The sequence below is a fragment of the Robertmurraya sp. GLU-23 genome, assembly GCF_052983275.1.
The window spans coordinates 47,056-72,366 of the sequence record NZ_JBRKCV010000004.1 but is presented as its reverse complement, the minus strand read 5'-3'; the positions used below and the strand labels follow the sequence as shown (position 1 = coordinate 72,366).

The window sequence follows — 25,311 nt, the reverse complement described above, 5'->3', positions numbered from 1 at the left end:
AACATATCCTAAGTTGATTAAATGAACTCTACTATTCTCTCGTAAGTCGTCATAAACACATCTAAGTCTGGGTCTTCCCCTTTTTTCTTTACCACATTAAAATTAGATAGGTCAAAATGATAAGTGGGTTGAACAGCATGCCTTGCGAGACAGTTTTTTGTACAGGCCAACGGACATCCATCAATGGCGATGATTGGCCTCCCTGATTTCGCAGTTTTTACAAGTGGTTTAACATCTCCTCCAACTCCAGCGATGCAAGACATTTCGGCAATGTCCTCCCGATCCATTTTAATTGCAATTAAGTTTGCAGTTTGTGCGGCTGAAGAACAGCCTGAGCAAGAATATACCAACGGCAAATCTGTTCTTTTCAACATTGTTCCTCCTTTGCAGTTTATTCTCCAAACTGTTCTGATTGTTAATTACTGTAAAGGAAATGGTGGTTGAATTCTGTGAAGAATGTTACGTTTACGTGATAAAATTAATAGGGATTCGTATGAATTTTGCATAAATATATTAACTTTTCTAACAAAAACTATTTGCTATTTTTGCTCTAATACTTGCATTCTCAACAAGAGAAAAAAGATCAGCCCTATTATCTAGGACTGATCTCTACGATTACATTTGAAACAATGTCGATTTTTCCACTACAATTTCTTTAATCTTCTGGTTGGCTGGCTTTAGCAAGGTGCGCAGTGAGGTTAATGGTGTGGCGGATGGGAAGGTTTTGTTTACTTCTTCAATATACGATTTATTCAATTCAGTTCCCACATTCACTTTTTTCATTCCCTGAGACACGCATTTCCTCATATCGTCATCAGATACACCTGTTCCTCCATGTAGAACCATTCCAACGTTTTTCAAATTGGTGGATAGTTCTTTTAACAAATCAAAGTTAATTTTTGCTTTTGATTTATATTGTCCGTGAGTTGTACCAATGGCTACGGCTAGCGCATCTACTCCCGTTTCAGTTACGAATTTGTAAGCATCTTGTGGATCCGTGTACATCGCATCATGACTTGAGACAACGATTCCCTCTTCTGCTCCACCAATCGTTCCAACTTCCCCTTCAACGGAAACGTTTTTACTAGAAGCATAGTCAACGACAATTTGAGTATTCCTGATATTTTCTTCTAATGGTAAGCTTGAACCATCATACATGACCGATGTGTAGCCCATGTCAATCGCACGTTTAATCGCGTCTATATCCTTACAATGATCCATATGAAGACAAACATCCACGTCTAGCTTTTCAGATAACGTCCTTAAACTGGAGACTAGTAGGTCAAACCCAATATATTCAGCAGTACCTAGGGAAGTTTGTATAATAATTGGTGAATTGATCTCCTTTGCTCCTTCTAGCATAGCGGGTAACATCTCAAGACAATGTACATTAAAGGCACCAATCGCTCGTTTACCATCATTTTCTTCAAACAATTGCTTTAAGTTTTTAAGCATTAGTTTCTCTCCTTTAAAATCTTCCTCTTATAGTATCTTTGGTGAGTTGCATTAATTGGTCAGTTTTTCCTAAATATAATTGAATTTTTGCATTATCTTTTTCATCGACTGCTTCTTTTCGTTTGATATTATAAAGCTTAATCAAGTCAGTATAGGCTTTTCCAAGCGACCTGTTTTCTGAAATACTTGTTTCGTAATATTCAATTGATTGGTCGATTAAGTTGGCTTCGAAGGATAATGTTCCTAATTTATTTAGAATTTCTATACGTTTATCTCCTTCAGCGTTCTTTAGGTCTTCTGATGCGGATTCTATATTCTGAAGCAACTTTTCTATATCGACTTCAATAATCGTTTCAACTTCAACTTTAGGTTCTTTTTTCCTTTTAAAAAATGCCATATATGATAACCTCGCTAGTTAAATAGATTAATAATAGGACTGATCAGCCAATCAAACACAAGAGCAGCAGTTACAGTATCCACATCGGTTGCGGTAGCATTGACAAAACCAAGATCGTTGAAAATTGGAACCAGTAATGCAGGTAAAAGAGTGATAAAGAAACCATGAGCAATTCCTCCAATTAACACTCCTCTTCTACCACCAACAGCATTCATAAATACCCCTGCTGTTCCTCCAGCGAAGAAGTTTGTTAACATTCCTGGTAAAATCATCGCTAACCCAAACCAAGGGAGAACAAACATTGCGATTACGGATCCAATCGTTGTGGTAACAAATCCTGCTGTTACTGCATTTGGAGCGTATGGGAAGAGCACTGGACAGTCTAGAGCAGGCTTGGCATCTGGAACAATTTTTAAAGCAATTCCTCTAAAAGCAGGGACAATTTCAGCTAAAAGTAGTCGAACCCCTGATAGTAAAACATACACACCGACAACAAATTGGACGGATTGTAAGAAAGCGTATACAAGGTAATTCACATCGCCTGAATAAGTTGATCCGAACTCTGGACCAGCAAATGCAGCAGTAATCACGTATAAAGGAATCATAACTACTCCTACGGATAAATACGTATCTTGTAAAAAGCTAAGTCCTTTTGGAAACTGTATATCTTCCGTAGACTTGGAACCTTTTCCTACTAGCTTTGATACGCCAGCAGCAAACACGTAACCAATGGTACAAAAATGTCCAAGAGCGATATCATCAGACCCTGTAATTTTTCTTACAATCGGTTGAGCGATCGCTGGCATAGCAACTGCAAAGATTCCACCGACAAGTCCACCAACAAGTATTAATGAAAACCCAGATAATCCTGCAAAACTACCAAACACAGTGGTCATCGTCGCCATCCAAAGTACGGCCTGACCAGTTAAAAAGATGTACTTCCATTTTGTAAAACGAGCAAGAATAATATTAAAAACGAAGATAGCTAGAAAGGTTAACGCAATTTGGTTGCCAAGACCTAATTCATTCATGGCCTGACCATTTATAGCTTCAATCGAAGGTACGATACCTTGCATTCCAAAGCCTTCAGAGAAGATTTCACCAAAGTAGATTAAAGAAGTGACAATAATGGATGAACCGGCAGAAAGAACTAAAAATCCAAGTAAGGTCTTAAAACTACCTGACATGACCTCACCAAAAGGTCTTTTTTGTAGCAGTAATCCTAGAAATGCAATTAGAGCAATAGTGATTGAAGCTTGAGTTAATATACTTTCAATAATAAAATCAACGATGCCCATAAAAGCTCCCCCTTTTTATAACTCTCCTTTATTTTGTAAAATTGGGACCAGTTTTTCCTTTATTTCGTTTTTATCTACTAACCGATTGAGGAAAATGAAATCTACGGGTAAATTATATCGGCTAAATTGAGATTCAAAGTTTTTTCCTGAAATGATTACATCCACCTGGTGCCCTGCTGCAGATGAAATATCTGAATGATCCAAATGTGCTTTTACACCTAAGTCCTTTAAAACGGATTCCACACTCATTTGACAAGCAAAACTACTTCCTAAACCAGCACCACAACAGACAAGTATTTTTAACATCGGTCTCCATCCTCCTAGGATTCAATAATTATTTTATGTTTTTTTGCTATTTCTACTAATCTACCATCTAGTCTCTTTGGTGATTCCATCGCAATACTTAACTCTATTGGTTGGACAATCCCATTTTTTACTCCCATTATGACACCGGATTTCCCTTCGATCACGCATTTGCTAGCTTCATATCCCATGGTGCTAGCGATCAGTGCATCCTTACTTGATGGTTTTCCGGCTCTGATATAAAAGCCCATGATCGATTTTCTCACTCGGATATTGGTTTCGGCCTCAATCGCCTCGGAAATTTGAAAGGATATTCCTTGATTACCTGGATGAAAGTTTTTTTCTTCATAGGCTGCTTCCGAGCATACGATCAGCAGGGACTTTTTCTCCTGCAGTTTCTCTTTTACACGCGAGACGATTACCGGTGGATCGGTACAAAACTCCGGAATAATCGCTAGGTCACATGCCCCTGCAATGGAACTTTCTAAGGCAAGGCTACCAGCATTTCCTCCAATTACCTCTACCATGAAAATTCGGCCGGGCATATTCGAGGCGGTATCGTGCAAACCGTATAGTACCTCGTTGATATAATTTAATGCGGTATCATAACCAATCGTATAATCGGTTCCATTCACATCATTATCCACGGTCATCGGGATAAAAATCGTTTTAGTTCCTTCTACATTCAGAAGATGCGCAGCCTTTTGTGAGCCATTTCCCCCACAAACTATCAAGTATTCGTAACCATCTTCGTTTAGCTTTTTGTGCAGTTTATCTCTTCCCTCTTTTGTGTATGGGAGCTTGCTTCTTGCGGTCTTGATCATATGTCTTCCGTCAAGCGAGCGATTTTCACAGTAACTGGGTGTTAAGTGAATAGGAGAATTGGTTAAGATCCCATCGTAGCCACCGGAAAAACCGTATAGGTCAAGTTCTTTCGTTCTTGACAGCATTTCAAGGGATGCGTTAATTCCCGCTCCATCTCCCCCACTCGTGATGATCGCAACTTTTTTCATTGTGAACCCTCTCCAATTAGTTCATTTAATTGATCAACGTTATGAATTCTCCAAATATCGTCAACAAGGCCCTTTTCGGCAATTTTCACGATCGTTTTGATTATTTCTAAATGTTCGTTACTATCTGTAGCTGAAAAAGAAATCAAAATCTTTACGGGAGGCTCCTCCTGTTGAAATTGGATCGGCTGCTTTAACGTGATCAAGCTCATTCCAACTGATAGAGCCCCATTTTCTGGTCTTGTATGTGGAATCGCTATCCCAGGTGCAATCACAATATAAGGACCATACTCGAGAACATTTTTTATCACTTCATCGGCATAAAGCTTATTGACGTACCCGTTATATTCCAATATGGAAACACCAGCTCTAATTGCATCCTGCCAATCCACGGCTTCTACTAGGAATTGTACATTGTCCTTTGTAAAATAATGATTTTCCATCTTACTTCTCCTTGTACTTTGCTAAGTTTCGAATAAAGTCTTCATAGCTATATTCAGAGATCATTTTAGTTACTCCAAAATCCTCTATTAGAAAAAGATAGAGCTTTTTAAAAATCGTTTCCCACCACTTTTGTTTTTCTTTTGGGACACTGAGCAAGATTACTACCTGAACCTTTTCCTTATCCCAGACAATAGGTTTTTTTAAAATACAAACGGCAATCGAAACTTCACTCATATGGTTTTCTAACGGATGAGGTATCGCAACTAATTGTCCCAGCTCGGTGGATGCCATCCTTTCTCTTTCAAATATAGAGTCTAAGGTTCGGCTATTAATATAGCCTTTTTTATTCATTAACTGCGTCATATAGTGAAGTACGGCTTCTTTTGAATCTAAATCGATTTCTCTTTTAAAAAGGTCCTTCTTAAACACATCCTGATAACTAATAAAAATCGGATTGTCTTCATCTTCCTTTATTTTTTGATAAATAAATGAAAGATCTTTATTTGTCAAAACTGGACTCACTATGATGATTTTTGCAGAGGGTATATGTGTGATTGGAACAGTAGAAACGACTATATCTACCTTATCTAGTTTACTTTCATTAAACTCTCTTAAACTAATACATTCTATAATACTAATTTGTTCTCCGTAGACATTGGTGATTCTTTCTCGAATCAATGAAGCAGTTGCAAGCCCGGATCCACAGACAATCAGTATTCTTTTCATCGTTCGTTTGTTTAAGCCCATCTTTTCGAGTGCTACACCGAAATGGATAGCAAGATAACCGATTTCATTTTCATTAATAGTGAAATTTGTTAATTCTTTTATTTCATTACTAGCAATAACTGCTAATTCGAACGCTAGTGGGTAATTATTTTTAATTGTAGGTAATAATTCATTTCGAATACTCATATCGTATTCAATTCTCTTTAATGCCACATATAAATGAGTGATTAGACCCGCCATTAGGTCATGCTCCATACTTAGATCAATGGAGGTTTTCCTATTAACAGCAGTCAATATCGTACGTATCATTTTTTCTAATCTTATATAGTCAGCATCATTTATATCTTTATGACTGAGGCGGCTACTTGCTATGAGATGCTGGGCAATATAGTAGATTTCTGGCTGTATATCAATAGAAAATCCGTTAAAAATCTCTTTTATAATTTCGTCAGCAATGATAAATTCTTTTGAGCTTTGAATACATTTCTTAAATTTAGGTGGAAAGGTTAAATAACACTCATTCTTATGTCTCTTGATTGTAATGCCCATATGAATAATAAACCGTTCTAATGACATATCTGTGAGCTTTAATTTATGCTTGTAAAGCACCTTTAAGGTAATTTCCTTTAGCTGTTCGAGTTCCTGCTTTGGAAATAAATCGTTATAAACACTCATGCTATGCTGGTTAAACAAAAACTCTGATATACAAAAGCGAATTTTATTTTCTTCCCCGTGTAGTCTAATCCCATTGAATCGATCGGTAACCACCTTTAAATCAAACCTACTGACTTTTTCCTTTACCCCTGGAAAATAGCTCTTTAGAGTAGAGAGACTGATATAAAGTTCATTTGCAAGTTCTTCCTGAAACATACTCGTATCTGATAATGTGTTAATCAGAAGCTTCCCAATAATCACATCTTCTAGATTTCTTTCTTCAAGAGCTTTCATGTTCCGATTTGAATGATGCTCACTTGTTCCATTTACTTGTACGTTTAACCGACTAAAGGCTTCATGATCTTGTAGCTCAAGCTCATAACCGAGTCCTTTTTTTGATGTTATATTTGCTCCATGATTCATAAGGGTTTTATTTAAGCTTTTTACATCATTTCTTATCGTCCTGGAAGAAACACCTAATAAAACCGCTATGCTCTCCCCTGTTTGATACTCTTTTTTTGAAGAAAGTAATCTAAGAATTTCCATCTCTCGCTTATTTAACAGGTTCATGTATTCCCTTTCTCCTTTCTATCTACAGTATAAAAAGTAAATAATAAGTTATTAAGTTAGCCTTTTTCCTCTTCTTAGGAAAACGCTTACATCATCATTGAAAATTTACTTTGTCTATGTATTCAGTTTATTGATTCTGACGATCTAAATGATTTTAGTTGAGCAAAGCAAGACATTGATTATGTACCATTCGATATAAAACGGAAAAAGCCCTTTCTTTCTACATAAAAGAAAAGGCTTTTTATTTAATAAGAAAAGGCAGGAATCTGATCGGGCAGATTTCTCCAATCTCTATTCATTTCCTCGTTTGTTAGTAAAAAGTGATCAAGAGAGATTTCTATTTCCGAAAAAGCGACAGGTGAAACACTGAATCCGAAGCATTTTGTGGATCAGTTTGTAAATGTAGGTTAATAATATGAAAAGGACGCTAGATGGCGTTCTTTTTTTATATTTTTAGCACTATATATCACTCTAAAGGCTAACTGACAAGAATCGACTGGATTTAGGAATATTAGACTTAGGATATCCTTACTACTAAGTTATTTTAAGATAAATATTTCGGGAAATAAATATCTTATGAAAAAACCTGGTTGTACAAAGATTGTACAACTAGGTTTTTGTGAAGAGATAGAAAATTTGTAGTATTAATGAAGACCGTAAGCGCAAGTTTACTTCATCGCCTCTGTCTGCACACGCTCTAGAAACTCTATCACCACATCATGATTACTTTTCTTCCCAGCAAGCTTCAGCATCGCTCTTCCTACAAAGTTGACCCCTTTGTTCTCCCCTTCATAAATCAGTCTTGTGTGTGAATCATCAACCTTTATAAGTGTAAAAGTTAGGGTGACTTCAAAGGCTTTTCCTAACACAAACTGAATTTGTTTTTTCTTTTCCTCTTCCCTGTTTTCATAAATGAGTGTATCCACAATATAGGTTTCTAGTCTTTTTCCCTCTCGATAGGTTTGTCGATGCTTGGCTCCTGCTTCAGTTTCACTTTTTTCAATTAAAATATGTTCTTCTACTTTTGGCATGATTCTCTTGATATTTTTATCTGAAAATAGATTCCACACCTTTTCGATATTGGTAGGTATCACTTTTTCTTCCTTCCACTGTATCATTCGGTTTCCTCCTTGCCTGAGGCTAAAAATCCATCTATTTCTTCAACTTGCAACTGAAGTTCATGGATTTGCTGCAGTATATTTCTTTTCTTTTGTATTAATAATGTTTCTAGATTCGCAAAGGATTCGTCCTCCATCACGGAGATCATTTCTTGGATAGTGAATCCTAATTTTTTAAGCTTTGTTAATAGAGTGGCTAAAAAAATACTTCCATCGTCATAGTAGCGATAATTGTTTTTTGGATCTATAAAAGCGGGCTCTAGTAGTTTCACTTCTGCATAATAACGAAGTGTTTCCTTGCTTAATCCTGTTAACTCCGCAAATTCACTAATTTTATACATTTCGTCCTCCCACCCTTAGGATAAACTGTGGGGTGTACAACACAGTCAATAATTTTTTCTAAAAAAAAACGAATGAGCATCTCTCTCATTCGTCATTCTATTTATTTCTTCTGTTGTTTATACAAATCCATGGTTTTATAGCCTTGCGAAAGGACTTTAACCATTCCCCGCGGCGCTTATCTCTTGTTTGTTGCTGTTTCGCTGAAAAAATATATCTTGCCCAGTCTTTTCGATATCCCGGGGTCAAGCTTTGGTAAAATGCAAGCTCGTTTGGTGTCTCTGCTAATAAAACTTCCACATCTGTGATATTGTCCTCATAGTCTGCTACACATTGACTGGCAGCCGGAGTTTTCTTTACTTTCTTTTTCTCACGCTTTAAGCCAACAACAGTAAACACGTCATCCATACTAACCATGCGTCCAAATTTAATATCACTGTCAGCAATATAACCATCCTCCCCAACATTCATTGCAGGAAAGATATCGTCTCTATGTACATAAGTACTATATCGTTTATTCCCCTTTTTCGGATAGGCAAAGAAAAGATAGCCTTTTTCAAGTAATAGTTGATCCTTAATAACATGTTGTGTATAAGAGACCATTTCGTCCAATGTTTCAATAAAGATAAAAATCGCATCATGATCGTTAGATAATTCCGTAGGATAACCTGTAAAAACTTCATAATCACTAGGTTGTTTAATTATTGCCATGTTAGTGTATTTATCTAGTTTTAATTTATCGATGATTGACATAGTTAACTCCCTTCTCTTTCGGCATTAAAATATATATAGTAAATGTAAATATAAAAATCATTATTAGTTATATCATACAATTTCTGAAGTTGATATCTATTAATAGGATGTTTTTCACTTGATTCTCTTTTTAATTCACACTACAATCAGTAGTGGAAGGTGATTAGATTGTCTATTAAACGATTTAAGTACAATGAGGAAGGTCTTTCGCGTTTCTTTGGTCCATTAGAAGCAAGAATTATGGAGCTTTTTTGGGATAGTAAGCAAGGTGAATTCAGTATTAAAGAAGTCCAGCAAAGCCTTGATTCTGAAAAAAATATTAATTTTAATACTGTCATGACGGTCATGAATCGACTTGTAGATAAAGGGGTGCTAAAAAAACGAGCGAGTGGCCGTGTGTCCCTATTCAGTCCTATCCAAACAAAAGACGAATTTTTGGAAGAACAGTCCAAAAAACTGACTGAAAATTTACTCGATGAATTTGGGGGAGTTGTGATCAGTCACATGATTGATTCCCTCACCGACGTGGATGATAAGTTACTAAATAAACTAGAACGAAAAATTCAACAATTAAAAAAGGACAAGTTATGATGTGGTGGAAAAAGAAATCACTCTACTTACTTCTACTTAGCCTTGGGTTAGCGACTCTAATATGGGTTCAAATGGGTATGTTTCTTACCCATATGATTTTTGGAACACAGCTTAAAATGAATTTTTTTAAATTTTGTTTAACCTTATTTATGGAAGATTCCTTCTATTATTTTTTAGTTATATTTCTCGTTAATACCCTTCTGACCTATATTTTTTTAATAACCGTAATAAAAATAGGTAGACAAGTTATCGAGTCTAAAAGGTTTTCAAAACGATTATTGGAAGCCAAGGATGACGAGTTAAGCTCGTTGATTCAAACTACGTATGGTCATAATGAAAATTTAATCGTTGTCAAAAGTAGTTCCGTACTCGCCTTCACCATGGGGTATTTAAAACCTACAATCGTTCTATCAACCAGTTTAATCCAGATACTTGAAAAAGATGAGTTAAGAGCTGTGATTGAGCACGAGACCTCTCATAAAAACAATCATGATCCGTTAAAGGTCTTTTTGTTAGAGCTCATCGCACAGTCTTTGTGGTTTATTCCGCTAACCCGGTGGTGTCAACAAAACTATAGTATCATTAGTGAAATTCTGGCTGATGAGTATGCGGTAAGAAAAATGGGGTCAGAAATGGAGTTAAGTACCGCTTTAATCAAGTTAATTAAGTATCATGTTTCAGTGAAGACCCCCCCTTCTATGGTCCATTTTTCTGGTGGGTCTATTAACTTCCGACTGCAGCAATTAGTCGAACCAAACGAAGCAATCCCAATTAAATTGACCACAAAAACGATCTTCATTTCGGTGCACGTGTTGCTTTTTTTCATAGGCATGGTATTTCTTACTACTGCCTAATCTTTTTCGGGTTTTACACTACAATATGTAGTTTGAAAATATTGAGAGGAGAATGAATAATGAACAAACATGAAATGGGAGTACTTCTATTAAGGGTTGTGCTTGGTATTACCTTCTTTGTCCATGGATTAGCCAAAATACAAGGAGGAATTGAAAATACGGTTGGCTGGTTTTCTAGTATAGGTCTACCAGGAACACTTGCTTATGTAGTTACTGGAATTGAACTCATTGGTGGTGTTGCCTTAATCGTTGGACTAGGAACGAAAATGGTTTCAGCCCTGTTTGCACTTATTATGTTAGGTGCCATTGTAAAAGTGAAAATTGGCGCAGGATTTATGGGAGGATATGAATTAGACGTTGTACTACTATCTATCGCTGTCTTTTTATCAATTACTGGCAGCTCTATGTTCAGTCTGGATTCAAAAATCCCCACGAAAGAAACGCAAGCTCAAACTCAAATATAAAGACAAGGTTATGGTGTAACAATGAAAACAAAACGATTTTTTATTCTATTAGCTTTCGTCCTTTTAATAACCGGTTGCGGACAAGAGAAAATGGACGGAACGATGTCTTTAGTTGACCAAAATAACAAGGAGATCACGTTCCCACAAGAGAAACCAACATTATTCTTTTTTATCACCACCTATACCTGAACGCACTGCCAACAGCAGCTGGTTCAGCTGCATGAAAATCTCTCGCAATTAGAAGAGTTAGATGTGAATATGTATATCGTAAGCGGTGATACCCCAGATGAACAATTACAGTTATATCAGGCTATAGTCGACATGTTCGGGAGTAGCATCCCTTTTATATCTGACCCTAAGCTAGAATTAATTGATTTATTTGGGATGAAAAATGATGACATGGCTTATAGAGGCTATGGTATGTTAAACAGTGATGGTGAGGTTGTGTTTCATACGATTAATGACCTTTGGGGTGAGGAGTTTGACGAAACCTTGAAGGAAATAAATAAAGAGTATCAATTACTTGAAAAGTAACCTTTTGCCGCAGGAGCTCCTGCGGCTTTTCATTTGAAATGGACCGTATATTAATTTTAATTAAAGCCAAAGTAACTCATATCAGGAGTTACTATAGAGATTAGGAGTTGATTTTACATGGACACTGCCCTTTTACTTGAATATCTATGGGTTTTAATTGTGTTAATCGGATTAGAAGGAATCTTGGCAGCAGATAATGCATTAGTCATTGCCATTATGGTCAAACATTTACCGGAAGAAAGGCGAAAAAAAGCTTTATTTTACGGCTTAGCTGGTGCATTTATCTTTCGCTTTGGTTCGTTATTTATCATTTCCTTTTTAGTCGATGTGTGGCAGGTACAAGCTATCGGTTCTCTTTATCTACTATTTATTTCCTTCAATCACATTTTTAAGAAATTTGTTTTAAGAAAGGGAGAAAATAAGAAAACGGGAGATGAAAAGCAAGGTTCAGGTTTCTGGATGACTGTGTTAAAAGTTGAATTAGCCGATTTAGCTTTTGCCGTAGATGCGATTTTAGCTGCGGTTGCTTTTGCTGTTGCTCTCCCTGAAACGCCACTACCTCCTATTGGGGGATTAGATGGTGGACAATTTTTAGTGATCTTGGCAGGTGGAATCATCGGTTTAGTGATTATGAGATTTGCCGCTAATTTCTTTGTAGGGATTCTTCATAAAAAACCTGGGCTTGAAACGGCCGCTTTCTTTATCGTCGGTTGGGTGGGTGTTAAATTGGCAGTATACACCCTTGCTCACCCTGATTTAGGTTATCTATCAAAGGCATTTCCTAAATCAACAGAATGGAAACTAACATTTTGGTCCGTTCTGTTATTAATAGCCATTTTAGGCTGGTTTCTTTCTAAAGAAAAAGTTGCTGAGGAACCCGGTAAATAAACTTTGAAAACGCTATTATGAAAAAAATGGAGTACTACATGAAATTAAAAATACAACTTCTCATTGCATTTCTAATAAGCCTAGTCTCTTCACTAGCATTTAGTGTAATGGCAATTTTAGTAAAGAAGAATACCATTGTCTCTTTTGATAGCAAAATTATTTCCTTTGTTCAAGGATTGGAATCTCCATGGTTAACCTCCATTATGCGATTTTTCACGTTTATTGGCGATACGATTCCGGTGATTATTTTGTCTCTAGTCAGTATCATTCTTCTTTACAAGGTTCTCAATCACCGAGCTGAGCTTATTCTATTTATAACGGTAATCTTAGGTGCGAATATGCTTTTTCTCACGTTAAAGATGTTCTTTCAACGGGCAAGACCTGATTTGCATCGTTTAGCGGAAGCGACTAATTATAGCTTTCCAAGTGGTCATGCGACTATGGCTTTCTCCTTATATGGAGTTCTAACCTTTATTTTATGGCGTCATATCAATACATCCTTCAAAAGGACGATTCACATAATTGTGAATAGTATCGTTATCCTTTCCATAGGTATCAGTCGAATTTACCTCGGTGTTCATTATCCAAGTGACATTTTAGCGGGCTATTTTATCAGTGCTTTTTGGCTTACGTTAGCTATTGGATTTTTCCAGCGATATATGGATAAAAGAAAAAGGAAAGTGAGCAGCCCATCTGGGTAATGCTCACTTTCCTTATTGTTAGTATACCTTATCTCCGTTAAAGATCGAGTTCTTCACAATTACATAATCGACTGTTCGAATCGCTGACAGTTTGTTTCCACCTGCATAGGAAATGGATGATTGTAAATCTTGTTCCATTTCAATCAACGTGTCCTCTAATGACCCTCTAAATTCCACGTGCATTTTCTTTCCCTCGACATTTTTTCGTTCACCCTTCTGAAATTCAGAGGCAGATCCGAAATACTCCTTAAACTTTTTCCCATCTTTCTCAACAGTTTCTCCTGGGGATTCTTCATGTCCCGCAAAGAGCGAACCTATCATAACCATGGATGCACCAAAGCGAATCGATTTGGCAATATCTCCGTGAGTGCGAATCCCCCCATCTGCAATAATGGGTTTACTAGCGGCTTTCGCACACCATCGTAAGGCCGCTAATTGCCAACCACCTGTTCCGAAGCCTGTTTTTATTTTCGTAATACAAACTTTCCCTGGTCCAATTCCAACCTTCGTCGCATCAGCACCTGCATTCTCCAACTCTCTTACTGCCTCTGGTGTACCCACATTGCCTGCAATTACAAAGCTATTAGGTAAATGATTCTTAATGTGGTGAATCATATTAATTACTGCATTTGAATGACCATGCGCAATATCAATCGTTATAAACTCTGGGGACAAATTGTCCTTTGCTAGTTGTTCAATAAACGGATACTCCTCTTCCTTTACACCTACACTTATCGAAGCGTATAACCCACGAGCTTTCATATCTTTAATAAAATGTATTCGCGTTTCTGGTTGAAAACGATGCATAATGTAAAAATAGTTATTTTTTGCTAGAAATACGGATATTTTTTCATCAACAATCGTCTGCATATTCGCCGGCACCACCGGCAATCGAAACGTATGACCGCCAAACGTCACACTCGTATCACACTCCGTTCGGCTGTTAACAATCGATTTGTTTGGAATTAATTGTATGTCTTCATAATCAAAAACGTTATCCATCACTATCACCTCTATGTATTGAATAAGCTTAGTATGGCCTTTCCCCTTTTAATCATGAAAGATAGTTTTGAAACCTTTTTTCAGGTAATTCCGTATCTAATGATTAGAACAATGATGAATAAGAAAAACTGAGGAAAATGGAGAAGGACAAGGATGATTATTTTGGAAAAGAATGAGGAATTAAAAAAAGAACTAGCTATAATTGAAAATTGGGAACGGGACCAAGGGAATTTGTGGATTTGGGAACGACTTGGAAGACTTCCTTTTAAATTACTAGACAAAATTACCCCACAGTTTGTTCACAATAAAGTGGGAGTTTTATTAGATGAAGTTGGAAATTACATTCAAACTGGTGGAAAATATTTAGTATCGGAAAAACAGCTTTTTGAGCTCATCGAAAAAGAAACAAACCAATCAATAGAGAGCATAGCGGAGATAAAAGAAATCCATCTTTCCACTATGAAAACGGTAAGTCAAAAATTAACGGAAAACCGGAAAAAGGTCGCAACGTTCCAAGGAGCAACAACAGGGATCGGAGGAATCTTCACCCTCGCGATTGATGTACCCGCGCTTTTAGCCATCTCATTAAAAACACTGCAAGAAATCGCAATCATCCACGGGTACGATCCAAACGAAAAAAGCGAGCGAATTTTTATCATCAAGTGTTTACAATTTTCATCAGCTGATATTGTTGGAAAAAAGGCGATTCTCAAGGAGTTATCCAGCTACTACCAAAACGGCAATCAATCGGGTGAGATGATGTCTCAGCTTCAAGGCTGGCGAGAAGTCGTGTATACATACCGAGATCAATTTGGATGGAAAAAACTATTTCAAATGGTCCCTATCGCTGGAATGGTATTCGGCGCCTTCACCAATCGCTCGATGATTAATGATTTAGCAGAAGTGGGAGTTATGTTGTATCGGAAAAGAAGAATTATGGAGCGATTGGGAGTTACTACTGAAGAACAGGCGTAAGGATGGTTGGATTTTGGAGTCGAAGCTTGATGGATGGTCTTCATCGCTTGGTCTTCATAATCGCCCAATTTCTCTAGGACATTCATCGAGCAAAAGCTTTTAGGAATATAGTATATAAGCTTTTGTGAGGTGATCATTATCAAAGGTTTATATAAAGATGAAGTGATATTACGAGAACAACTAGCCCTATGGGAAAGAAATGCTCTCGAAAAATTCGAAGCAAAAATGACGGATAAAGAAAGACCCTTTCCTTGCATACCAGCTACTATTGGGTATTCCACTAATCAACTTCGCTATGGATTTGTAGGTGATCCAAGGAGGGATTCCACGGTACATGCACTAGCAGAACTATTAGTGAGGTTCACTGAAGAATCAAAGGGATTTGGTAACTTTACGTCACTTATTGTTTTTTATGAAATTCCAAAAGAAGTAGAAAAATCATATACAGTGGAACAGTTTGAACAACTATTTTGGCAACAATTAGCTGGTCTTTCTGCTATTGACGGGATGGAGTGGCCTAAAGACATTCCCACTGACCCTCATGATCCGGTCTGGGAGTTTTGTTTCCACGGGGAAAAATACTTTATGTATTGTGCCACCCCATCACACCAAAATCGACAAAGCCGGCATTTTGATACGATGATGCTCGCAATTACCCCAAGATGGGTTTTACAAGAATTTGGTAAAAATGAATCCTATGTCCAAAATATTAAAAAGCAGGTACGTAAACGCCTAGTGATGTACGATTTTATTTCCATCCACCCCGATTTAAATAGCTATGGGTCAGAAGATAATTTTGAGTGGAGACAATATTTCTTACGCGATAATGATACGTCATTATCCAAATGTCCCTACCACCGCTTCATAAATTTGTTTAAGCAAGATAAATAGCGCAGAGCTCCCCTGCGCTTTACATATGTATTAAAGCTGAACGAGTTGATTAATAATTTCATCGGTTGTTAATACCGTAGCAAATTCCTTTTGGAGCATCGCCAATTCAACTTCCTGAATGGTATCAGCAGCGTGTTTTTTTCCTTTGTGATCCGTAATCTCAAAAGCTGCGATCGCATCTGAAACAAGATAGGTTTGAAAACCGAGGTTCCCACTCATTCTTGTAGTGGTCGAAACGCAATGCTGTGTAGAAAGTCCTGTGATAACAACTGTATTTATTTTCTGTTCATTTAAATACGTTTCCAACTCTGTTCCTATAAAAGCACTGTTCACCTGTTTCGTAAAAACTGTTTCATTAGGTTTAGGTTTAATCATTTCTTTAAACTCTGTTCCTTCTTTGTTCGTATGGTGTAAAGGTGATTGGGGTTGAATGGATAGATGCTTCGAGTAAAAGATGGTCCCCTTCCTCCTCCTCCACTCCTCTTGTAACCGAGCTATGTTTTCCTCTGCCTTTGGGTTGTTCCTATTGCCCCAGTATGGATCATCAAATCCTTTTTGAACATCTAGAATGAGTAACGCTGGTAAATTAATTAATTTTGCCATTGGATGACTCCTATCTTGATAAACTTTTTCTACAACTTACATTGTTTGCAAGTTAAGACCCTTCCATTACATAATTTTATCTTTAACAAGAAAGAGTAAGAGTAGAATCATTAGGAGGTCATTTGATGGATAAGGATTATACAGAGGTTGGAACAGATATCAATGAAGTTAAAAGGAAAAATGCGGAATCAGGTTTGTCTTATAATGAGGTGAAAGCGTTACTAGCTCAAACAGGCGGAAAAGGAACTAGTCAGTACAGTAATACAGATATAGAAGAAATCAAAAGAAGAATTCACGGAGAAGACATCCAATCATAGTCGGATGTCTTTTTTTACATTCTTTCTCTCATGCCGATTCCCTCTTCTATCTTATAGCATTAGATGAGAAAGAAAATATTGAAAGCCGTAAAATCCAATCGAACTCAGGCTCGTCACTAATAAGGCAATCAAAATGTATGTGTTCTCTTTGTTTGGTTTTAACAAATAAAAAATGGATAAACCAAGTCCAATGATAAAAAAGACGAGCCAATACCATTCAAGAAAAACATGTTCAAAGTTCACTAAGAAATTGACGATGTAAAATAAGTTAATGCCTAGTAATATATAAATGCTGATTTTCTTCAAAGGGAACACCTTCTTTTTATGATTGAAAATATGTTTGTAAGTAACTCTTCATCACTTCTTTATTTTCTGCAAATTGACGGTGGCGATGACCGTTTCCACCGGAAGGATGCGGGAAGCCGCGGAGGATCGTATGCTTTTTGATTTGGTTATCCTCGATTAAAAAATCGAGCAGTTGCGACACATTCACACCAAGTGGTATGAGTAAAGGTTTGTCCATCATGTTAATTTCCTGAACAAACCCCTCTTTTATATACGTTAAAAGAGTGTCTGTTCGGATCATATTTGGTGTAGATCCATTGTAATTTTTCCCTCGATAAAACACTGGATACTTAATGACCGAATTGGTTTGAACCAAATGGGTGTATGTATCAAACAAGTTAGTGGTTGATGGAATTTGTAGATATTTATGTAGCCCCAACTCATCCAGCATATTGGTTAGATTCTTCCGCATGGGTCCTTGAAAGCTCGATTGTTTTTTCACTTCATGTAGAAGCTTCCCGTCTGAAATCTTTTGGTTGCGATGATTCCAGATTGTTTTATAGGATTGTTCCATTTGAAAGTATCCGGGAGTAATCCCGATGATCACTATTTTTGCTTTATTGTTAACATATTCAAAGGGTGCATAGTAGATTTCAATCTTCTTTTTTTCGTTAGATTCTAGTAAAAAGGTTTCTGACCTAATCGTTTCCTCTGAGATATACGGCAACGATTGAATCTTATGTTTATATGTAGTGAATTTTGAATTAAATGCGATTGGCATGTTTGTGACAGGACTCCTTTATGACATGAGATCCGTTGGAAAGATGTTTTAATATTGTATCATATAGTGAAAAATGTTTGGGTGTGTTTGGAGGACGTTCTAAACCAGAATGGTTAATATATAGGATGAAAATAGCCAATAATAATTTCGACTACATAGAAAGGAGTGAAACTCTTGACCAACCGAAACGATAACCGCGAACGTAAAAATAAGTATCCGAACAATAAAAAGCAAGATACAGAATTCTCAAAGGAAAAAGATATTCGAGGCGAAATGACAAAGAAAGATTTAAATAAATAATACAAAAACGCTTGGGTGCTCGCTACCTAAGCGTTCTTCATTCTATTTTGTTAGTCATCTCTGTCGATGGCATGAGGTGGCTTTTCCATCCAGCGATGTTTGATATTTATGTTTGTTCCATCTTCTGCGAACTTTCCTACCTCTGGAATTAATCGAGCATACATAGCAGCAATATCTCTTCTTGGCGATAGCGACATCGCCACCCCGTAGTTCCCCATTCCAGCCGCACTTAATAGACCTACATGAAACATTATGAGTTTTTCTGAAAATGGTAAATTGGTTGAGCCTGTTACTTCTTGGTCCCATGTCATAGGAGCTGGAAGAAAATTAGAGTGAAGATACTCACTAAAGAGGGTAATGTGTTTTTTACAGATCTCAACTCCTCTTATCATATAGTCCCTAATTTCTTCTTGTTTTGCTACCTGGGCTAACCCTAGACAAAAAGCCTCTCCCAGCTTGTTCGTTTGTATATTGGCATATAAATGTGTGACTTCTAGTCCGGTCAAGGGTCTTTGTTCACCAAACCAACCAGCTAAAAAGCTTTGCCTTTCTACAAATTCCACTTTTGTAGGGTAAGTTAGATTTGGTGACCTAGTTTCAAGTCCTTTCGAAAGTAAAACATTGGTTGATTCATTAAACAATTCCATCGTTGAAGAGATACAAGACATATAATATTCCCGAATATCATTTCGAAACACATTTGGTAAAACAGCACTATAAGTGGCAAGTCCTCCCTTTGTCATATGCTTCACATATTGCAGGTAAAAGGAGTCAGAAAATAATCGTTCCGCATTTGGATACACATCTTCATTGGTAAACCCACGGGGTACGGGAATTCCTTCTTCCTCAAAAATTTTCGTGATTTTTTTGATGTGTTGGGAGGATAAATCCATGGCGTGCTCTAATACCTGTTTAATTTCTATTTCATCGATATGATTCAAGAAATATGTAAATACGCAGATAGACATACTATCTCCCATGTAGTTTGCCCATAGATTCGCTACCTCTGAGGAAACGAGTCGTATATTATGCTTTTCCATTGAATTACCTCCGTTTCCAATAGAAGTATTTTTCTCTTTGAAGCAGCCATTCTATACGTTTTTAGTGATATTTAAACCAAACAAACCACCTGCTGTCACCTTTTTTGGCAATAAAGATCTGACCTTGGCTTCCACTAGCAACCTTCACTTTAGGAAAATGCAACAATTTATTTGACCATTTGTATCACCTCTTTCCTAATCTTTCCGAACTTACAATTTGCCAAGCATTCTTGTAAAAAAATAGACAGCTATTCTTTCATGAATAACTGTCCGTTTTATATCAAAATTCATGATCCTTAAACATCTGTTTTAATCTTCCAATACTGCTTCTTGGTGTGAGGATGTAAAGAAGATCACCCTCTTGCAAACAAGTATCCCCTCTTGGTGTGACCAATTTATCGGAGCGAATGATGGCGTTGATCAGCACATTCTCTGGAAATAAAATGTCTACAACTTTTTTATTTACTAGTAAATCTTCTTTATGAATCTCGTACTCGATGATTTCTGCATTGGCTTTCCCTATAGAGACTAATTCCAATGAATGTGCAGGGGTTGTCTTTTTTGGTCCAGTTAGCCCTAGTTTTCCTGCAAGTAGCAAAATGGTTGACCCTTGAACCAATGCGGACGTGAACACGACGAAGAACACCACATTAAAGATAGTTTGACTATCGGCGATTCCTGCAAGCATAGGGAATGTTGCCAATACAATTGGCACCGCTCCCCGTAATCCCGCCCAAGCTACAAAGATCTTTTCTTTATGGTTAAAATTCATTTTTATCGTTGAAACATATACCGCGATTGGACGTGCTACAAAGATTAAAGCTACCGAAATGAGTATGCCTTTTATTATCACATCAGCGGTAAATAGCTGAGATGGGAAAACCAACAATCCTAGAATGATAAACATTAAGATTTGCATCATCCAGGCAAATCCTTCATTGAAACGAAAAATGGATGTTTTATAGGTTAAGTCAGAATTCCCTATAACAAGAGCTGCCACATATACAGCTAACAATCCACTAGCGTGTGCCAACGCTGTGGAGCTATAGGTAAGTAAGGCAAAAGCTAATGCAAAAATTGGATAAAGTCCACTAGAATCTAGATTTATTCGATTAATAGCCATGGTTGCTAGTTTCCCGAAGATAACGCCAATAAGTAATCCCATTCCCATCTGCCAAAAGAAAGAGAGGATTAGTAGGAACACGTTCGCCTCATCTATCGTCAGCAACTGTATAAACATTAAGGTTAAAAACATGGCCATAGGATCGTTCGTACCAGATTCAGCCTCCAGGGTTGCTCCAAGTTTAGGATTAATATTTTGCCCTTTTAATACAGCAAAGACAGCAGCCGCATCGGTTGAACCTACGATCGATCCTATTAAAAATGCTTCCAGCCAAGGAACATCAAATAATAGGTTAACAACAACAGCTACGACGGAAGTTGTAATCAATACACCTACGGTTGCAAGAGATAACGATGGCTTCAACACTGATTTTACTGTTGTCCATCTCGTCTGCAAACCACCTTCAAACAAAATGATAATCAGTGCTAGAACACCAATTAGCTGTGCGTAAGTAGCATTATCGAAATAGATGATTCCTAACCCATCACTTCCAACAATCATCCCTACGGCTAAAAAGAGAATTAGAGCTGGCATACCGAGTCGACTTGAGAATTTGGTTGTAATGATTCCTATAATAAGAAGTAACGAACCTAGTAAAATCGAGTAATCAATATTAATCATGTTTTTTTCCCCCTTATAAATTCACATCGATTTCAGTTTTGATTTCTTCCTCCTTTTTGATTCCTAAATATTTGAATGTCTCAGAAGATGATGTATGGTGAAAGATTTTTTGTAATAGTGCAATAGCGATTCCTTTTTTGTAGGCGTGATATCCAAAGGTCTTTCTCATGGAGTGTGTTCCGATATTCCCTTCAATCCCCACATGTTTTGCTGCTTTATTAATGATTCGATACGCCTGCTGCCTCGTGATGGGGTCATTTGTTTTAGAGGATTTGAAAACATAGTCACTATAATGATAGGAAATTGAGGAAAGATAAAGAGAAATAGCATGCTTTACTTTTGCATTTACATAAATGGGGATTTCTTGCTCTTCTCGCTCCATGAAATTTTTAATACTTCCATTTTCGTTTAAAATATCGCTCCACCTAATAATCAAAATTTCACTAATTTTTAATCCTGTATTAATTCCAAGAACAAATAATAAGTAATCTCTTGACGATTGGTCTTTCAGATACTTTTTAAGGGCTTTTATTTTCCCTGTATCACGAATCGCATCTACATATTCCATTGTGACTGATTCCCTTCTTCTAAGCATATAATTGGTAACATAACCTTATTATATTATATACTTATGTTACATACAAATATGTTGCTGCTTTCAGGGATCTTATGTTTTGTTTATCACATATAATAGAAAAGGCGTGATGGGTTTTGACAGATTTAGCGTTAGAAAAAAGACAACACCGAAGATTATCAGCCCTTAGAATTGTTCAAAGAGGTATTTTTATAACTATCGGGGCTTTGTTGATGGCTGTAGGTTTAGAAATATTCTTGATTCCTAACCAGGTTATTGACGGGGGTGTAACCGGGGTTTCGATTATGCTTTCACATATTACTGGAATTAAATTAGGGGTCTTTCTTTTCTTACTAAACCTACCTTTTGTTTATTTAGGTTATAAGCAATTTGGAAAAACATTTGCGATTTCCACGGTGTATGGAATTATCATGTTATCCCTATTTGCAACATTCTTTCATCCAGTCCCTGCTTTTACCGATGATATCCTACTAGCAACGATTTTTGGTGGTATTTTCTTAGGGATTGGTGTGGGACTAGTTATTAGAAATGGTGGAGCACTCGATGGAACTGAAATCCTTTCGATCGTAATTAGTAAAAAGGTTCCTTTTTCCGTTGGTGAGATTGTTATGTTTATTAACTTATTCATTCTTGGTTCTGCCGGTTTTGTGTACTCCTGGGATCGTGCTATGTATTCGATCTTAGCGTACGTGATTGCTTCAAAAGCGATTGATATTGTCATTACTGGGATGGAAGAATCCAAATCGGTTTGGATCATTAGTGACTTCGCCCATGAAATCGGGGATGCCATTACGGACCGTCTTGGTAGAGGTGTTACCTTTTTACATGGAGAGGGTGCTTATACAGGCGATGATAAAAAGGTCATTTTTTGTATCATCACAAGGCTAGAAGAGTCGAAAATGACTAGTATTGTCGAAGAAATTGACCCATCTGCTTTTTTAGCGATTGCAGATATCGCTGAGGTTAGAGGCGGTAGATTTAAGAAAAAAGCTATCCACTAAAACAATAAGACCTCTTCTCATGTTTCTGAGAGAGGTCTATTTTTTACAGACTATTTATTGCTTGAAGGATGTTTGGATCTTCATTTCTCGGACTATTTACTAATGAAGATATCTCATACTTCATCATTTCCTCAGCTGGATAAGGAGTTAAGAGAGATTTTAGTAAAGAGGTTTCTTGGTTATTCGGGTCTAACCACTTGTCATAGTCTTCTTTTTTTAAAATTACGGGCATTCGATCGTGAACATCCTCAGTTACACTGTTTGGTGTTGTTGTAATGATCGTGCATGTGGTTAATGTGGGCTGCCCTTCCTTTTTCCACACATCGTAAAGACCAGCTAGTGCGAATGGCTTGTGATCTTTCATAACAAACCGGTATGGATGTTTCTCTTTCCCGATCTTTTTCCACTCATAAAAGCCATCGCTTAAGATCAGACATCTCCGCTGTTTGAAAGGTTGTTTAAATGATGGTTTTTCATCAATCCCTTCACTTCGAGCATTAATCATTTTATACCCTATCTTTGGATCAGCTGCCCAGTATGGAACCAAACCCCATTTGAGATACGCTCCTTTACGTACCCCTTTATTTTGTCCAATCGCTAGCACCATCTGACTTGGAGCAATATTATACCTTGGACCGAATTCCTCCAAGAATTCAAATTCAAACTGCCTCTTTAAATTATATATTTCTTCGGTTAAGGAAAATCTTCCACACAAGGAACGTTCACCCCTCTCATTAATTAATTCAATATGTATCAGTATAACGATTTTTAACCATTTTATTATTATTCAAAATTATCTTAATTCCTTGATAAATATGGTATGATACTTTACCCTTAGTTACAAGGGAGTGAACATCGTGAGTGAAGATCTTTCAAAAATAAATTACCTCCAGATCGTTGAATATTCGTTAGACCCCGTTATTATTCATACAGATTTAAAAATAATTTATATCAACCACGCAGCAGAGACTTTTTTTAGAACAACGAAAGAAGAGGTTCTAGGCCTTAGCCCACTTGATATTTTTCAAGACTTCTCCAAGGCAGCCATAAAGAAACGAATAGAATCCGCTTACGAAACACCCATGCCAGTCATTGAAGAAACCGTCTATCGAATGGATGGAACAATGGTAGATATTGACCTGTATTGTCATCCTGCCCCACTTGCCGATAAAAGAGCGATTCAATCCATCGTATGGGATATCACAGCAAGAAAAGAAAACGAAAAGTTACAAAAACAAATGCTGAAACAAATTAATGAACTGTCTGCAACCCTTGTACCTTTTTCAAATGAGATATCCGTCCTTCCACTCGTAGGATCAATTGATGAAGACCGAGCTAGGCAGCTACTTGATACCATACCGATGAAGATACAAAAGGAAAGGGTTGAATGCTTAATCATCGATTTTTCTGGAACTTTTAATTTAGATTCCTTAGTGGCTGATACGCTCTTTAAAATCGTTCATGTTATGTCACTTCTGGGTGTATATTCCATTATTGCTGGACTGAGACCCGAATTAGCTAAGCTGGCTGTAGATCAAGGATTAAACTTGTCATCCACTCGCTCGATGGCCACCGTTAAAGACGCGATTAGTTATTATCAAGGAAGATAAAAAAGACCAAAATAGATTTTTGGTCTTTTTTTAATTTATTTAATTAGGTGTCTGAATATTCACCATTAATATCAATCACCAGCAGGCAAGTATCATCCGGTTGCCTTTGATGATTTTTGTGTTCTATTAGCAGCTGAGTTTTTAGCTCTTCTATGTCTTTTTCTTGGTTAGAGACAAGAATGTGTTCCATTACCTTAAGTTGTACTCTAGGATGATCACTTATGCCCTCCATAAATCCATCTGTATATAACACGAGTCTTCCTTGTCCTTCAAAGGAAATCTCATCAACTATGATTGGTAATTCTGCTACAAGTCCAATCGGTGGACACGTGGACGCAATAGGTACAACCGGTTCCCCTTTTACCTGCCAAAGCCCTGATGGATGACCTGCATTAACATAAGTGATCCTTTTCTGTTTCGTATCGACTAAAAGATAAATGGCTGTAAAATAAAACGGGTTATCACTTCCCTCAAACATCGAATTCATATGATCTGACAGCTCCTTCATTACACTCATAGGTTCACTTACTCTCCCTAATACTCCTTGAAGATACGATTTTATCGACACACTGATAATGGATGAAGAAACTCCATGTCCCATCACATCCATAATAAATATCCCGTACTGATCGCTGTCTGTTTTTGACCAATAATACAGATCGCCTGACAGTTCTTCGGACGCTTTGTAATAGGCACTGATGTTTATCCTCTCGTTATGGATAGGAAGAGGTAATGATTTTTCCTGAACCGCTCTTGCTAAGTTTAGTTCTGTGAGCTTTAGTTTAAGGAGGTCTTCGTTTTCATTTCGAAATACATTATAGGTAATTCCAACGATGATTATCGTCATAACAATAATGGCAACAAGCACCGTTACAATAACGGTCGGATAATTAAACGCTAAATAAGTATACGCCACTCTATTTTCCTCGAAACTCTATTTATTTTAGAATTCGTAATATTCTCATATTCTACCACAATGCCAAACAATGGATATAGTAATCTTGTCTTATTTTTAGTTCTTTAGTCCTAAGGCATTTGATGACTATTTTATCAAAGATTATTCACAAT

The 25,311-nt window shown here is 37.0% G+C and carries 31 protein-coding genes and 2 pseudogenes; 13 read left to right on the top strand and 20 right to left on the bottom strand.

Annotated features, from left to right (window positions below; genetic code table 11):
• Positions 1 to 17: 17 nt before the first annotated feature.
• The 11 genes and pseudogenes from ACVBAX_RS09465 to ACVBAX_RS09415 form a co-directional block, all read right to left on the bottom strand.
• The gene (locus tag ACVBAX_RS09465) at positions 18 to 371 is read right to left on the bottom strand and encodes a putative zinc-binding protein (RefSeq protein ID WP_447116958.1); all 354 of its coding nucleotides are present in this window, start codon (positions 369 to 371) and stop codon (positions 18 to 20) included.
• 244 nt (positions 372 to 615) lie between these two features.
• Positions 616 to 1,455: a class II fructose-bisphosphate aldolase gene (locus ACVBAX_RS09460; protein WP_447116801.1), complete on the bottom strand. Its 840-nt coding sequence runs from the start codon at positions 1,453 to 1,455 to the stop codon at positions 616 to 618.
• A gap of 13 nt (positions 1,456 to 1,468) precedes the next feature.
• Positions 1,469 to 1,852 carry a hypothetical protein gene (locus ACVBAX_RS09455; protein ID WP_447116800.1) on the bottom strand — a complete coding sequence of 128 codons (384 nt, stop codon included), beginning with the start codon at positions 1,850 to 1,852 and terminating at the stop codon, positions 1,469 to 1,471.
• A 14-nt stretch (positions 1,853 to 1,866) separates the two neighbouring features.
• Complete coding sequence (locus ACVBAX_RS09450; RefSeq protein WP_447116799.1) at positions 1,867 to 3,150, bottom strand: PTS sugar transporter subunit IIC; 1,284 nt, start codon at positions 3,148 to 3,150, stop codon at positions 1,867 to 1,869.
• Positions 3,151 to 3,165: 15 nt separating this feature from the next.
• On the bottom strand, positions 3,166 to 3,456 hold the full coding sequence (locus ACVBAX_RS09445; RefSeq protein WP_447116798.1) for a PTS sugar transporter subunit IIB: 291 nt from the start codon (positions 3,454 to 3,456) through the stop codon (positions 3,166 to 3,168).
• A 14-nt stretch (positions 3,457 to 3,470) separates the two neighbouring features.
• The gene (locus tag ACVBAX_RS09440) at positions 3,471 to 4,466 is read right to left on the bottom strand and encodes a 6-phosphofructokinase (RefSeq protein ID WP_447116797.1); all 996 of its coding nucleotides are present in this window, start codon (positions 4,464 to 4,466) and stop codon (positions 3,471 to 3,473) included.
• Positions 4,463 to 4,906: a PTS sugar transporter subunit IIA gene (locus ACVBAX_RS09435; protein WP_447116796.1), complete on the bottom strand. Its 444-nt coding sequence runs from the start codon at positions 4,904 to 4,906 to the stop codon at positions 4,463 to 4,465. The genes ACVBAX_RS09440 and ACVBAX_RS09435 overlap by 4 nt, the downstream gene beginning before the upstream one ends.
• A gap of 1 nt (position 4,907) precedes the next feature.
• The gene (locus tag ACVBAX_RS09430; RefSeq protein WP_447116795.1) at positions 4,908 to 6,857 is read right to left on the bottom strand and encodes a BglG family transcription antiterminator; all 1,950 of its coding nucleotides are present in this window, start codon (positions 6,855 to 6,857) and stop codon (positions 4,908 to 4,910) included.
• Positions 6,858 to 7,525: 668 nt separating this feature from the next.
• Positions 7,526 to 7,975, bottom strand: coding sequence for an SRPBCC family protein (locus ACVBAX_RS09425; RefSeq protein WP_447116794.1), 450 nt, complete (start codon positions 7,973 to 7,975; stop codon positions 7,526 to 7,528).
• Positions 7,972 to 8,316, bottom strand: coding sequence for a MerR family transcriptional regulator (locus ACVBAX_RS09420; protein WP_447116793.1), 345 nt, complete (start codon positions 8,314 to 8,316; stop codon positions 7,972 to 7,974). The genes ACVBAX_RS09425 and ACVBAX_RS09420 overlap by 4 nt, the downstream gene beginning before the upstream one ends.
• A 101-nt stretch (positions 8,317 to 8,417) precedes the next feature.
• A pseudogene (locus ACVBAX_RS09415) lies at positions 8,418 to 9,067 on the bottom strand (YdeI/OmpD-associated family protein).
• Positions 9,068 to 9,235: 168 nt separating this feature from the next.
• On the opposite strand from ACVBAX_RS09415, the gene ACVBAX_RS09410 reads away from it, so the two are divergent.
• The 7 genes and pseudogenes from ACVBAX_RS09410 to ACVBAX_RS09380 all read left to right on the top strand — a co-directional run bounded on the left by ACVBAX_RS09410 (position 9,236) and on the right by ACVBAX_RS09380 (position 13,099).
• Complete coding sequence (locus tag ACVBAX_RS09410; RefSeq protein ID WP_447116792.1) at positions 9,236 to 9,658, top strand: BlaI/MecI/CopY family transcriptional regulator; 423 nt, start codon at positions 9,236 to 9,238, stop codon at positions 9,656 to 9,658.
• A complete protein-coding gene (locus tag ACVBAX_RS09405; protein ID WP_447116791.1) occupies positions 9,655 to 10,512 on the top strand; it encodes a M56 family metallopeptidase in 858 nt (285 codons plus the stop codon). Before ACVBAX_RS09410 ends, ACVBAX_RS09405 begins: the two co-directional genes overlap by 4 nt.
• Positions 10,513 to 10,568: 56 nt before the next feature.
• Complete coding sequence (locus ACVBAX_RS09400; RefSeq protein WP_447116957.1) at positions 10,569 to 10,976, top strand: DoxX family protein; 408 nt, start codon at positions 10,569 to 10,571, stop codon at positions 10,974 to 10,976.
• 21 nt (positions 10,977 to 10,997) lie between these two features.
• A complete protein-coding gene (locus tag ACVBAX_RS09395; protein ID WP_447116790.1) occupies positions 10,998 to 11,165 on the top strand; it encodes a hypothetical protein in 168 nt (55 codons plus the stop codon).
• A 15-nt stretch (positions 11,166 to 11,180) separates the two neighbouring features.
• A pseudogene (locus ACVBAX_RS09390) lies at positions 11,181 to 11,510 on the top strand (redoxin domain-containing protein); the annotation flags it as partial.
• Between the two features lie 117 nt (positions 11,511 to 11,627).
• Positions 11,628 to 12,398 (top strand): TerC family protein, encoded by a 771-nt coding sequence (locus ACVBAX_RS09385; RefSeq protein WP_447116789.1) that lies wholly within the window; start codon positions 11,628 to 11,630, stop codon positions 12,396 to 12,398.
• Between the two features lie 38 nt (positions 12,399 to 12,436).
• Positions 12,437 to 13,099 (top strand): phosphatase PAP2 family protein, encoded by a 663-nt coding sequence (locus ACVBAX_RS09380; protein WP_447116788.1) that lies wholly within the window; start codon positions 12,437 to 12,439, stop codon positions 13,097 to 13,099.
• Between the two features lie 18 nt (positions 13,100 to 13,117).
• Here ACVBAX_RS09380 and guaC read toward each other — a convergent pair whose 3' ends face one another.
• Positions 13,118 to 14,101, bottom strand: a complete 984-nt coding sequence (gene guaC, locus ACVBAX_RS09375; RefSeq protein WP_430774178.1) for a GMP reductase — start codon at positions 14,099 to 14,101, stop codon at positions 13,118 to 13,120.
• Between the two features lie 162 nt (positions 14,102 to 14,263).
• On the opposite strand from guaC, the gene ACVBAX_RS09370 reads away from it, so the two are divergent.
• Complete coding sequence (locus ACVBAX_RS09370; protein ID WP_447116956.1) at positions 14,264 to 15,076, top strand: EcsC family protein; 813 nt, start codon at positions 14,264 to 14,266, stop codon at positions 15,074 to 15,076.
• A gap of 138 nt (positions 15,077 to 15,214) precedes the next feature.
• Entirely contained in the window at positions 15,215 to 15,967 is a 753-nt protein-coding gene (locus ACVBAX_RS09365; RefSeq protein WP_447116955.1) for a YqcI/YcgG family protein, read from the top strand.
• 30 nt (positions 15,968 to 15,997) lie between these two features.
• Here ACVBAX_RS09365 and ACVBAX_RS09360 read toward each other — a convergent pair whose 3' ends face one another.
• Positions 15,998 to 16,570 carry a cysteine hydrolase family protein gene (locus tag ACVBAX_RS09360; RefSeq protein ID WP_447116787.1) on the bottom strand — a complete coding sequence of 191 codons (573 nt, stop codon included), beginning with the start codon at positions 16,568 to 16,570 and terminating at the stop codon, positions 15,998 to 16,000.
• Positions 16,571 to 16,695: 125 nt separating this feature from the next.
• On the opposite strand from ACVBAX_RS09360, the gene ACVBAX_RS09355 reads away from it, so the two are divergent.
• Positions 16,696 to 16,887 carry a gamma-type small acid-soluble spore protein gene (locus ACVBAX_RS09355; protein ID WP_447116786.1) on the top strand — a complete coding sequence of 64 codons (192 nt, stop codon included), beginning with the start codon at positions 16,696 to 16,698 and terminating at the stop codon, positions 16,885 to 16,887.
• Positions 16,888 to 16,938: 51 nt separating this feature from the next.
• On the opposite strand, the gene ACVBAX_RS09350 is transcribed toward ACVBAX_RS09355, so the two are convergent.
• Both ACVBAX_RS09350 and ACVBAX_RS09345 read right to left on the bottom strand, forming a co-directional pair.
• Positions 16,939 to 17,193 carry a hypothetical protein gene (locus tag ACVBAX_RS09350; protein WP_447116785.1) on the bottom strand — a complete coding sequence of 85 codons (255 nt, stop codon included), beginning with the start codon at positions 17,191 to 17,193 and terminating at the stop codon, positions 16,939 to 16,941.
• Positions 17,194 to 17,209: 16 nt separating this feature from the next.
• Positions 17,210 to 17,953 carry a hypothetical protein gene (locus ACVBAX_RS09345; RefSeq protein WP_447116784.1) on the bottom strand — a complete coding sequence of 248 codons (744 nt, stop codon included), beginning with the start codon at positions 17,951 to 17,953 and terminating at the stop codon, positions 17,210 to 17,212.
• Between the two features lie 174 nt (positions 17,954 to 18,127).
• Here ACVBAX_RS09345 and ACVBAX_RS09340 point away from each other — a divergent pair, with 174 nt between their 5' ends.
• The gene (locus tag ACVBAX_RS09340) at positions 18,128 to 18,253 is read left to right on the top strand and encodes a hypothetical protein (protein WP_447116783.1); all 126 of its coding nucleotides are present in this window, start codon (positions 18,128 to 18,130) and stop codon (positions 18,251 to 18,253) included.
• Positions 18,254 to 18,303: 50 nt separating this feature from the next.
• Here the strand turns inward: ACVBAX_RS09340 and ACVBAX_RS09335 are convergent, their stop codons facing one another.
• The 3 genes from ACVBAX_RS09335 to ACVBAX_RS09325 all read right to left on the bottom strand — a co-directional run bounded on the left by ACVBAX_RS09335 (position 18,304) and on the right by ACVBAX_RS09325 (position 21,605).
• Positions 18,304 to 19,293, bottom strand: coding sequence for a DUF3231 family protein (locus ACVBAX_RS09335; RefSeq protein ID WP_447116782.1), 990 nt, complete (start codon positions 19,291 to 19,293; stop codon positions 18,304 to 18,306).
• Between the two features lie 280 nt (positions 19,294 to 19,573).
• Positions 19,574 to 21,037, bottom strand: coding sequence for a potassium/proton antiporter (locus ACVBAX_RS09330; RefSeq protein WP_447116781.1), 1,464 nt, complete (start codon positions 21,035 to 21,037; stop codon positions 19,574 to 19,576).
• Positions 21,038 to 21,050: 13 nt separating this feature from the next.
• On the bottom strand, positions 21,051 to 21,605 hold the full coding sequence (locus ACVBAX_RS09325) for a tyrosine-type recombinase/integrase (RefSeq protein WP_430774172.1): 555 nt from the start codon (positions 21,603 to 21,605) through the stop codon (positions 21,051 to 21,053).
• Positions 21,606 to 21,748: 143 nt separating this feature from the next.
• Here ACVBAX_RS09325 and ACVBAX_RS09320 point away from each other — a divergent pair, with 143 nt between their 5' ends.
• Positions 21,749 to 22,633 (top strand): YitT family protein, encoded by an 885-nt coding sequence (locus ACVBAX_RS09320; RefSeq protein WP_430774171.1) that lies wholly within the window; start codon positions 21,749 to 21,751, stop codon positions 22,631 to 22,633.
• A gap of 43 nt (positions 22,634 to 22,676) precedes the next feature.
• On the opposite strand, the gene ACVBAX_RS09315 is transcribed toward ACVBAX_RS09320, so the two are convergent.
• On the bottom strand, positions 22,677 to 23,348 hold the full coding sequence (locus ACVBAX_RS09315; protein ID WP_447116780.1) for an SOS response-associated peptidase: 672 nt from the start codon (positions 23,346 to 23,348) through the stop codon (positions 22,677 to 22,679).
• Between the two features lie 142 nt (positions 23,349 to 23,490).
• On the opposite strand from ACVBAX_RS09315, the gene ACVBAX_RS09310 reads away from it, so the two are divergent.
• Positions 23,491 to 24,243 carry a PAS domain S-box protein gene (locus ACVBAX_RS09310; RefSeq protein ID WP_447116779.1) on the top strand — a complete coding sequence of 251 codons (753 nt, stop codon included), beginning with the start codon at positions 23,491 to 23,493 and terminating at the stop codon, positions 24,241 to 24,243.
• A gap of 43 nt (positions 24,244 to 24,286) precedes the next feature.
• On the opposite strand, the gene ACVBAX_RS09305 is transcribed toward ACVBAX_RS09310, so the two are convergent.
• Positions 24,287 to 25,159, bottom strand: coding sequence for a PP2C family protein-serine/threonine phosphatase (locus ACVBAX_RS09305; RefSeq protein WP_447116778.1), 873 nt, complete (start codon positions 25,157 to 25,159; stop codon positions 24,287 to 24,289).
• Positions 25,160 to 25,311 lie beyond the last annotated feature (152 nt).

What these genes read in the sequence shown, in the direction of transcription:
- ACVBAX_RS09460 (WP_447116801.1), bottom strand. Translation starts at nt 1,455, where the DNA reads ATGCTTAAAAACTTAAAGCAATTGTTTGAAGAAAATGATGGTAAACGA.
- ACVBAX_RS09455 (WP_447116800.1), bottom strand. Translation starts at nt 1,852, where the DNA reads ATGGCATTTTTTAAAAGGAAAAAAGAACCTAAAGTTGAAGTTGAAACG.
- ACVBAX_RS09450 (WP_447116799.1), bottom strand. Translation starts at nt 3,150, where the DNA reads ATGGGCATCGTTGATTTTATTATTGAAAGTATATTAACTCAAGCTTCA.
- ACVBAX_RS09445 (WP_447116798.1), bottom strand. Translation starts at nt 3,456, where the DNA reads ATGTTAAAAATACTTGTCTGTTGTGGTGCTGGTTTAGGAAGTAGTTTT.
- ACVBAX_RS09440 (WP_447116797.1), bottom strand. Translation starts at nt 4,466, where the DNA reads ATGAAAAAAGTTGCGATCATCACGAGTGGGGGAGATGGAGCGGGAATT.
- ACVBAX_RS09435 (WP_447116796.1), bottom strand. Translation starts at nt 4,906, where the DNA reads ATGGAAAATCATTATTTTACAAAGGACAATGTACAATTCCTAGTAGAA.
- ACVBAX_RS09430 (WP_447116795.1), bottom strand. Translation starts at nt 6,857, where the DNA reads ATGAACCTGTTAAATAAGCGAGAGATGGAAATTCTTAGATTACTTTCT.
- ACVBAX_RS09425 (WP_447116794.1), bottom strand. Translation starts at nt 7,975, where the DNA reads ATGATACAGTGGAAGGAAGAAAAAGTGATACCTACCAATATCGAAAAG.
- ACVBAX_RS09420 (WP_447116793.1), bottom strand. Translation starts at nt 8,316, where the DNA reads ATGTATAAAATTAGTGAATTTGCGGAGTTAACAGGATTAAGCAAGGAA.
- ACVBAX_RS09405 (WP_447116791.1), top strand. Translation starts at nt 9,655, where the DNA reads ATGATGTGGTGGAAAAAGAAATCACTCTACTTACTTCTACTTAGCCTT.
- ACVBAX_RS09395 (WP_447116790.1), top strand. Translation starts at nt 10,998, where the DNA reads ATGAAAACAAAACGATTTTTTATTCTATTAGCTTTCGTCCTTTTAATA.
- ACVBAX_RS09385 (WP_447116789.1), top strand. Translation starts at nt 11,628, where the DNA reads ATGGACACTGCCCTTTTACTTGAATATCTATGGGTTTTAATTGTGTTA.
- ACVBAX_RS09380 (WP_447116788.1), top strand. Translation starts at nt 12,437, where the DNA reads ATGAAATTAAAAATACAACTTCTCATTGCATTTCTAATAAGCCTAGTC.
- guaC (WP_430774178.1), bottom strand. Translation starts at nt 14,101, where the DNA reads ATGGATAACGTTTTTGATTATGAAGACATACAATTAATTCCAAACAAA.
- ACVBAX_RS09360 (WP_447116787.1), bottom strand. Translation starts at nt 16,570, where the DNA reads ATGGCAAAATTAATTAATTTACCAGCGTTACTCATTCTAGATGTTCAA.
- ACVBAX_RS09355 (WP_447116786.1), top strand. Translation starts at nt 16,696, where the DNA reads ATGGATAAGGATTATACAGAGGTTGGAACAGATATCAATGAAGTTAAA.
- ACVBAX_RS09345 (WP_447116784.1), bottom strand. Translation starts at nt 17,953, where the DNA reads ATGCCAATCGCATTTAATTCAAAATTCACTACATATAAACATAAGATT.
- ACVBAX_RS09335 (WP_447116782.1), bottom strand. Translation starts at nt 19,293, where the DNA reads ATGGAAAAGCATAATATACGACTCGTTTCCTCAGAGGTAGCGAATCTA.
- ACVBAX_RS09330 (WP_447116781.1), bottom strand. Translation starts at nt 21,037, where the DNA reads ATGATTAATATTGATTACTCGATTTTACTAGGTTCGTTACTTCTTATT.
- ACVBAX_RS09325 (WP_430774172.1), bottom strand. Translation starts at nt 21,605, where the DNA reads ATGGAATATGTAGATGCGATTCGTGATACAGGGAAAATAAAAGCCCTT.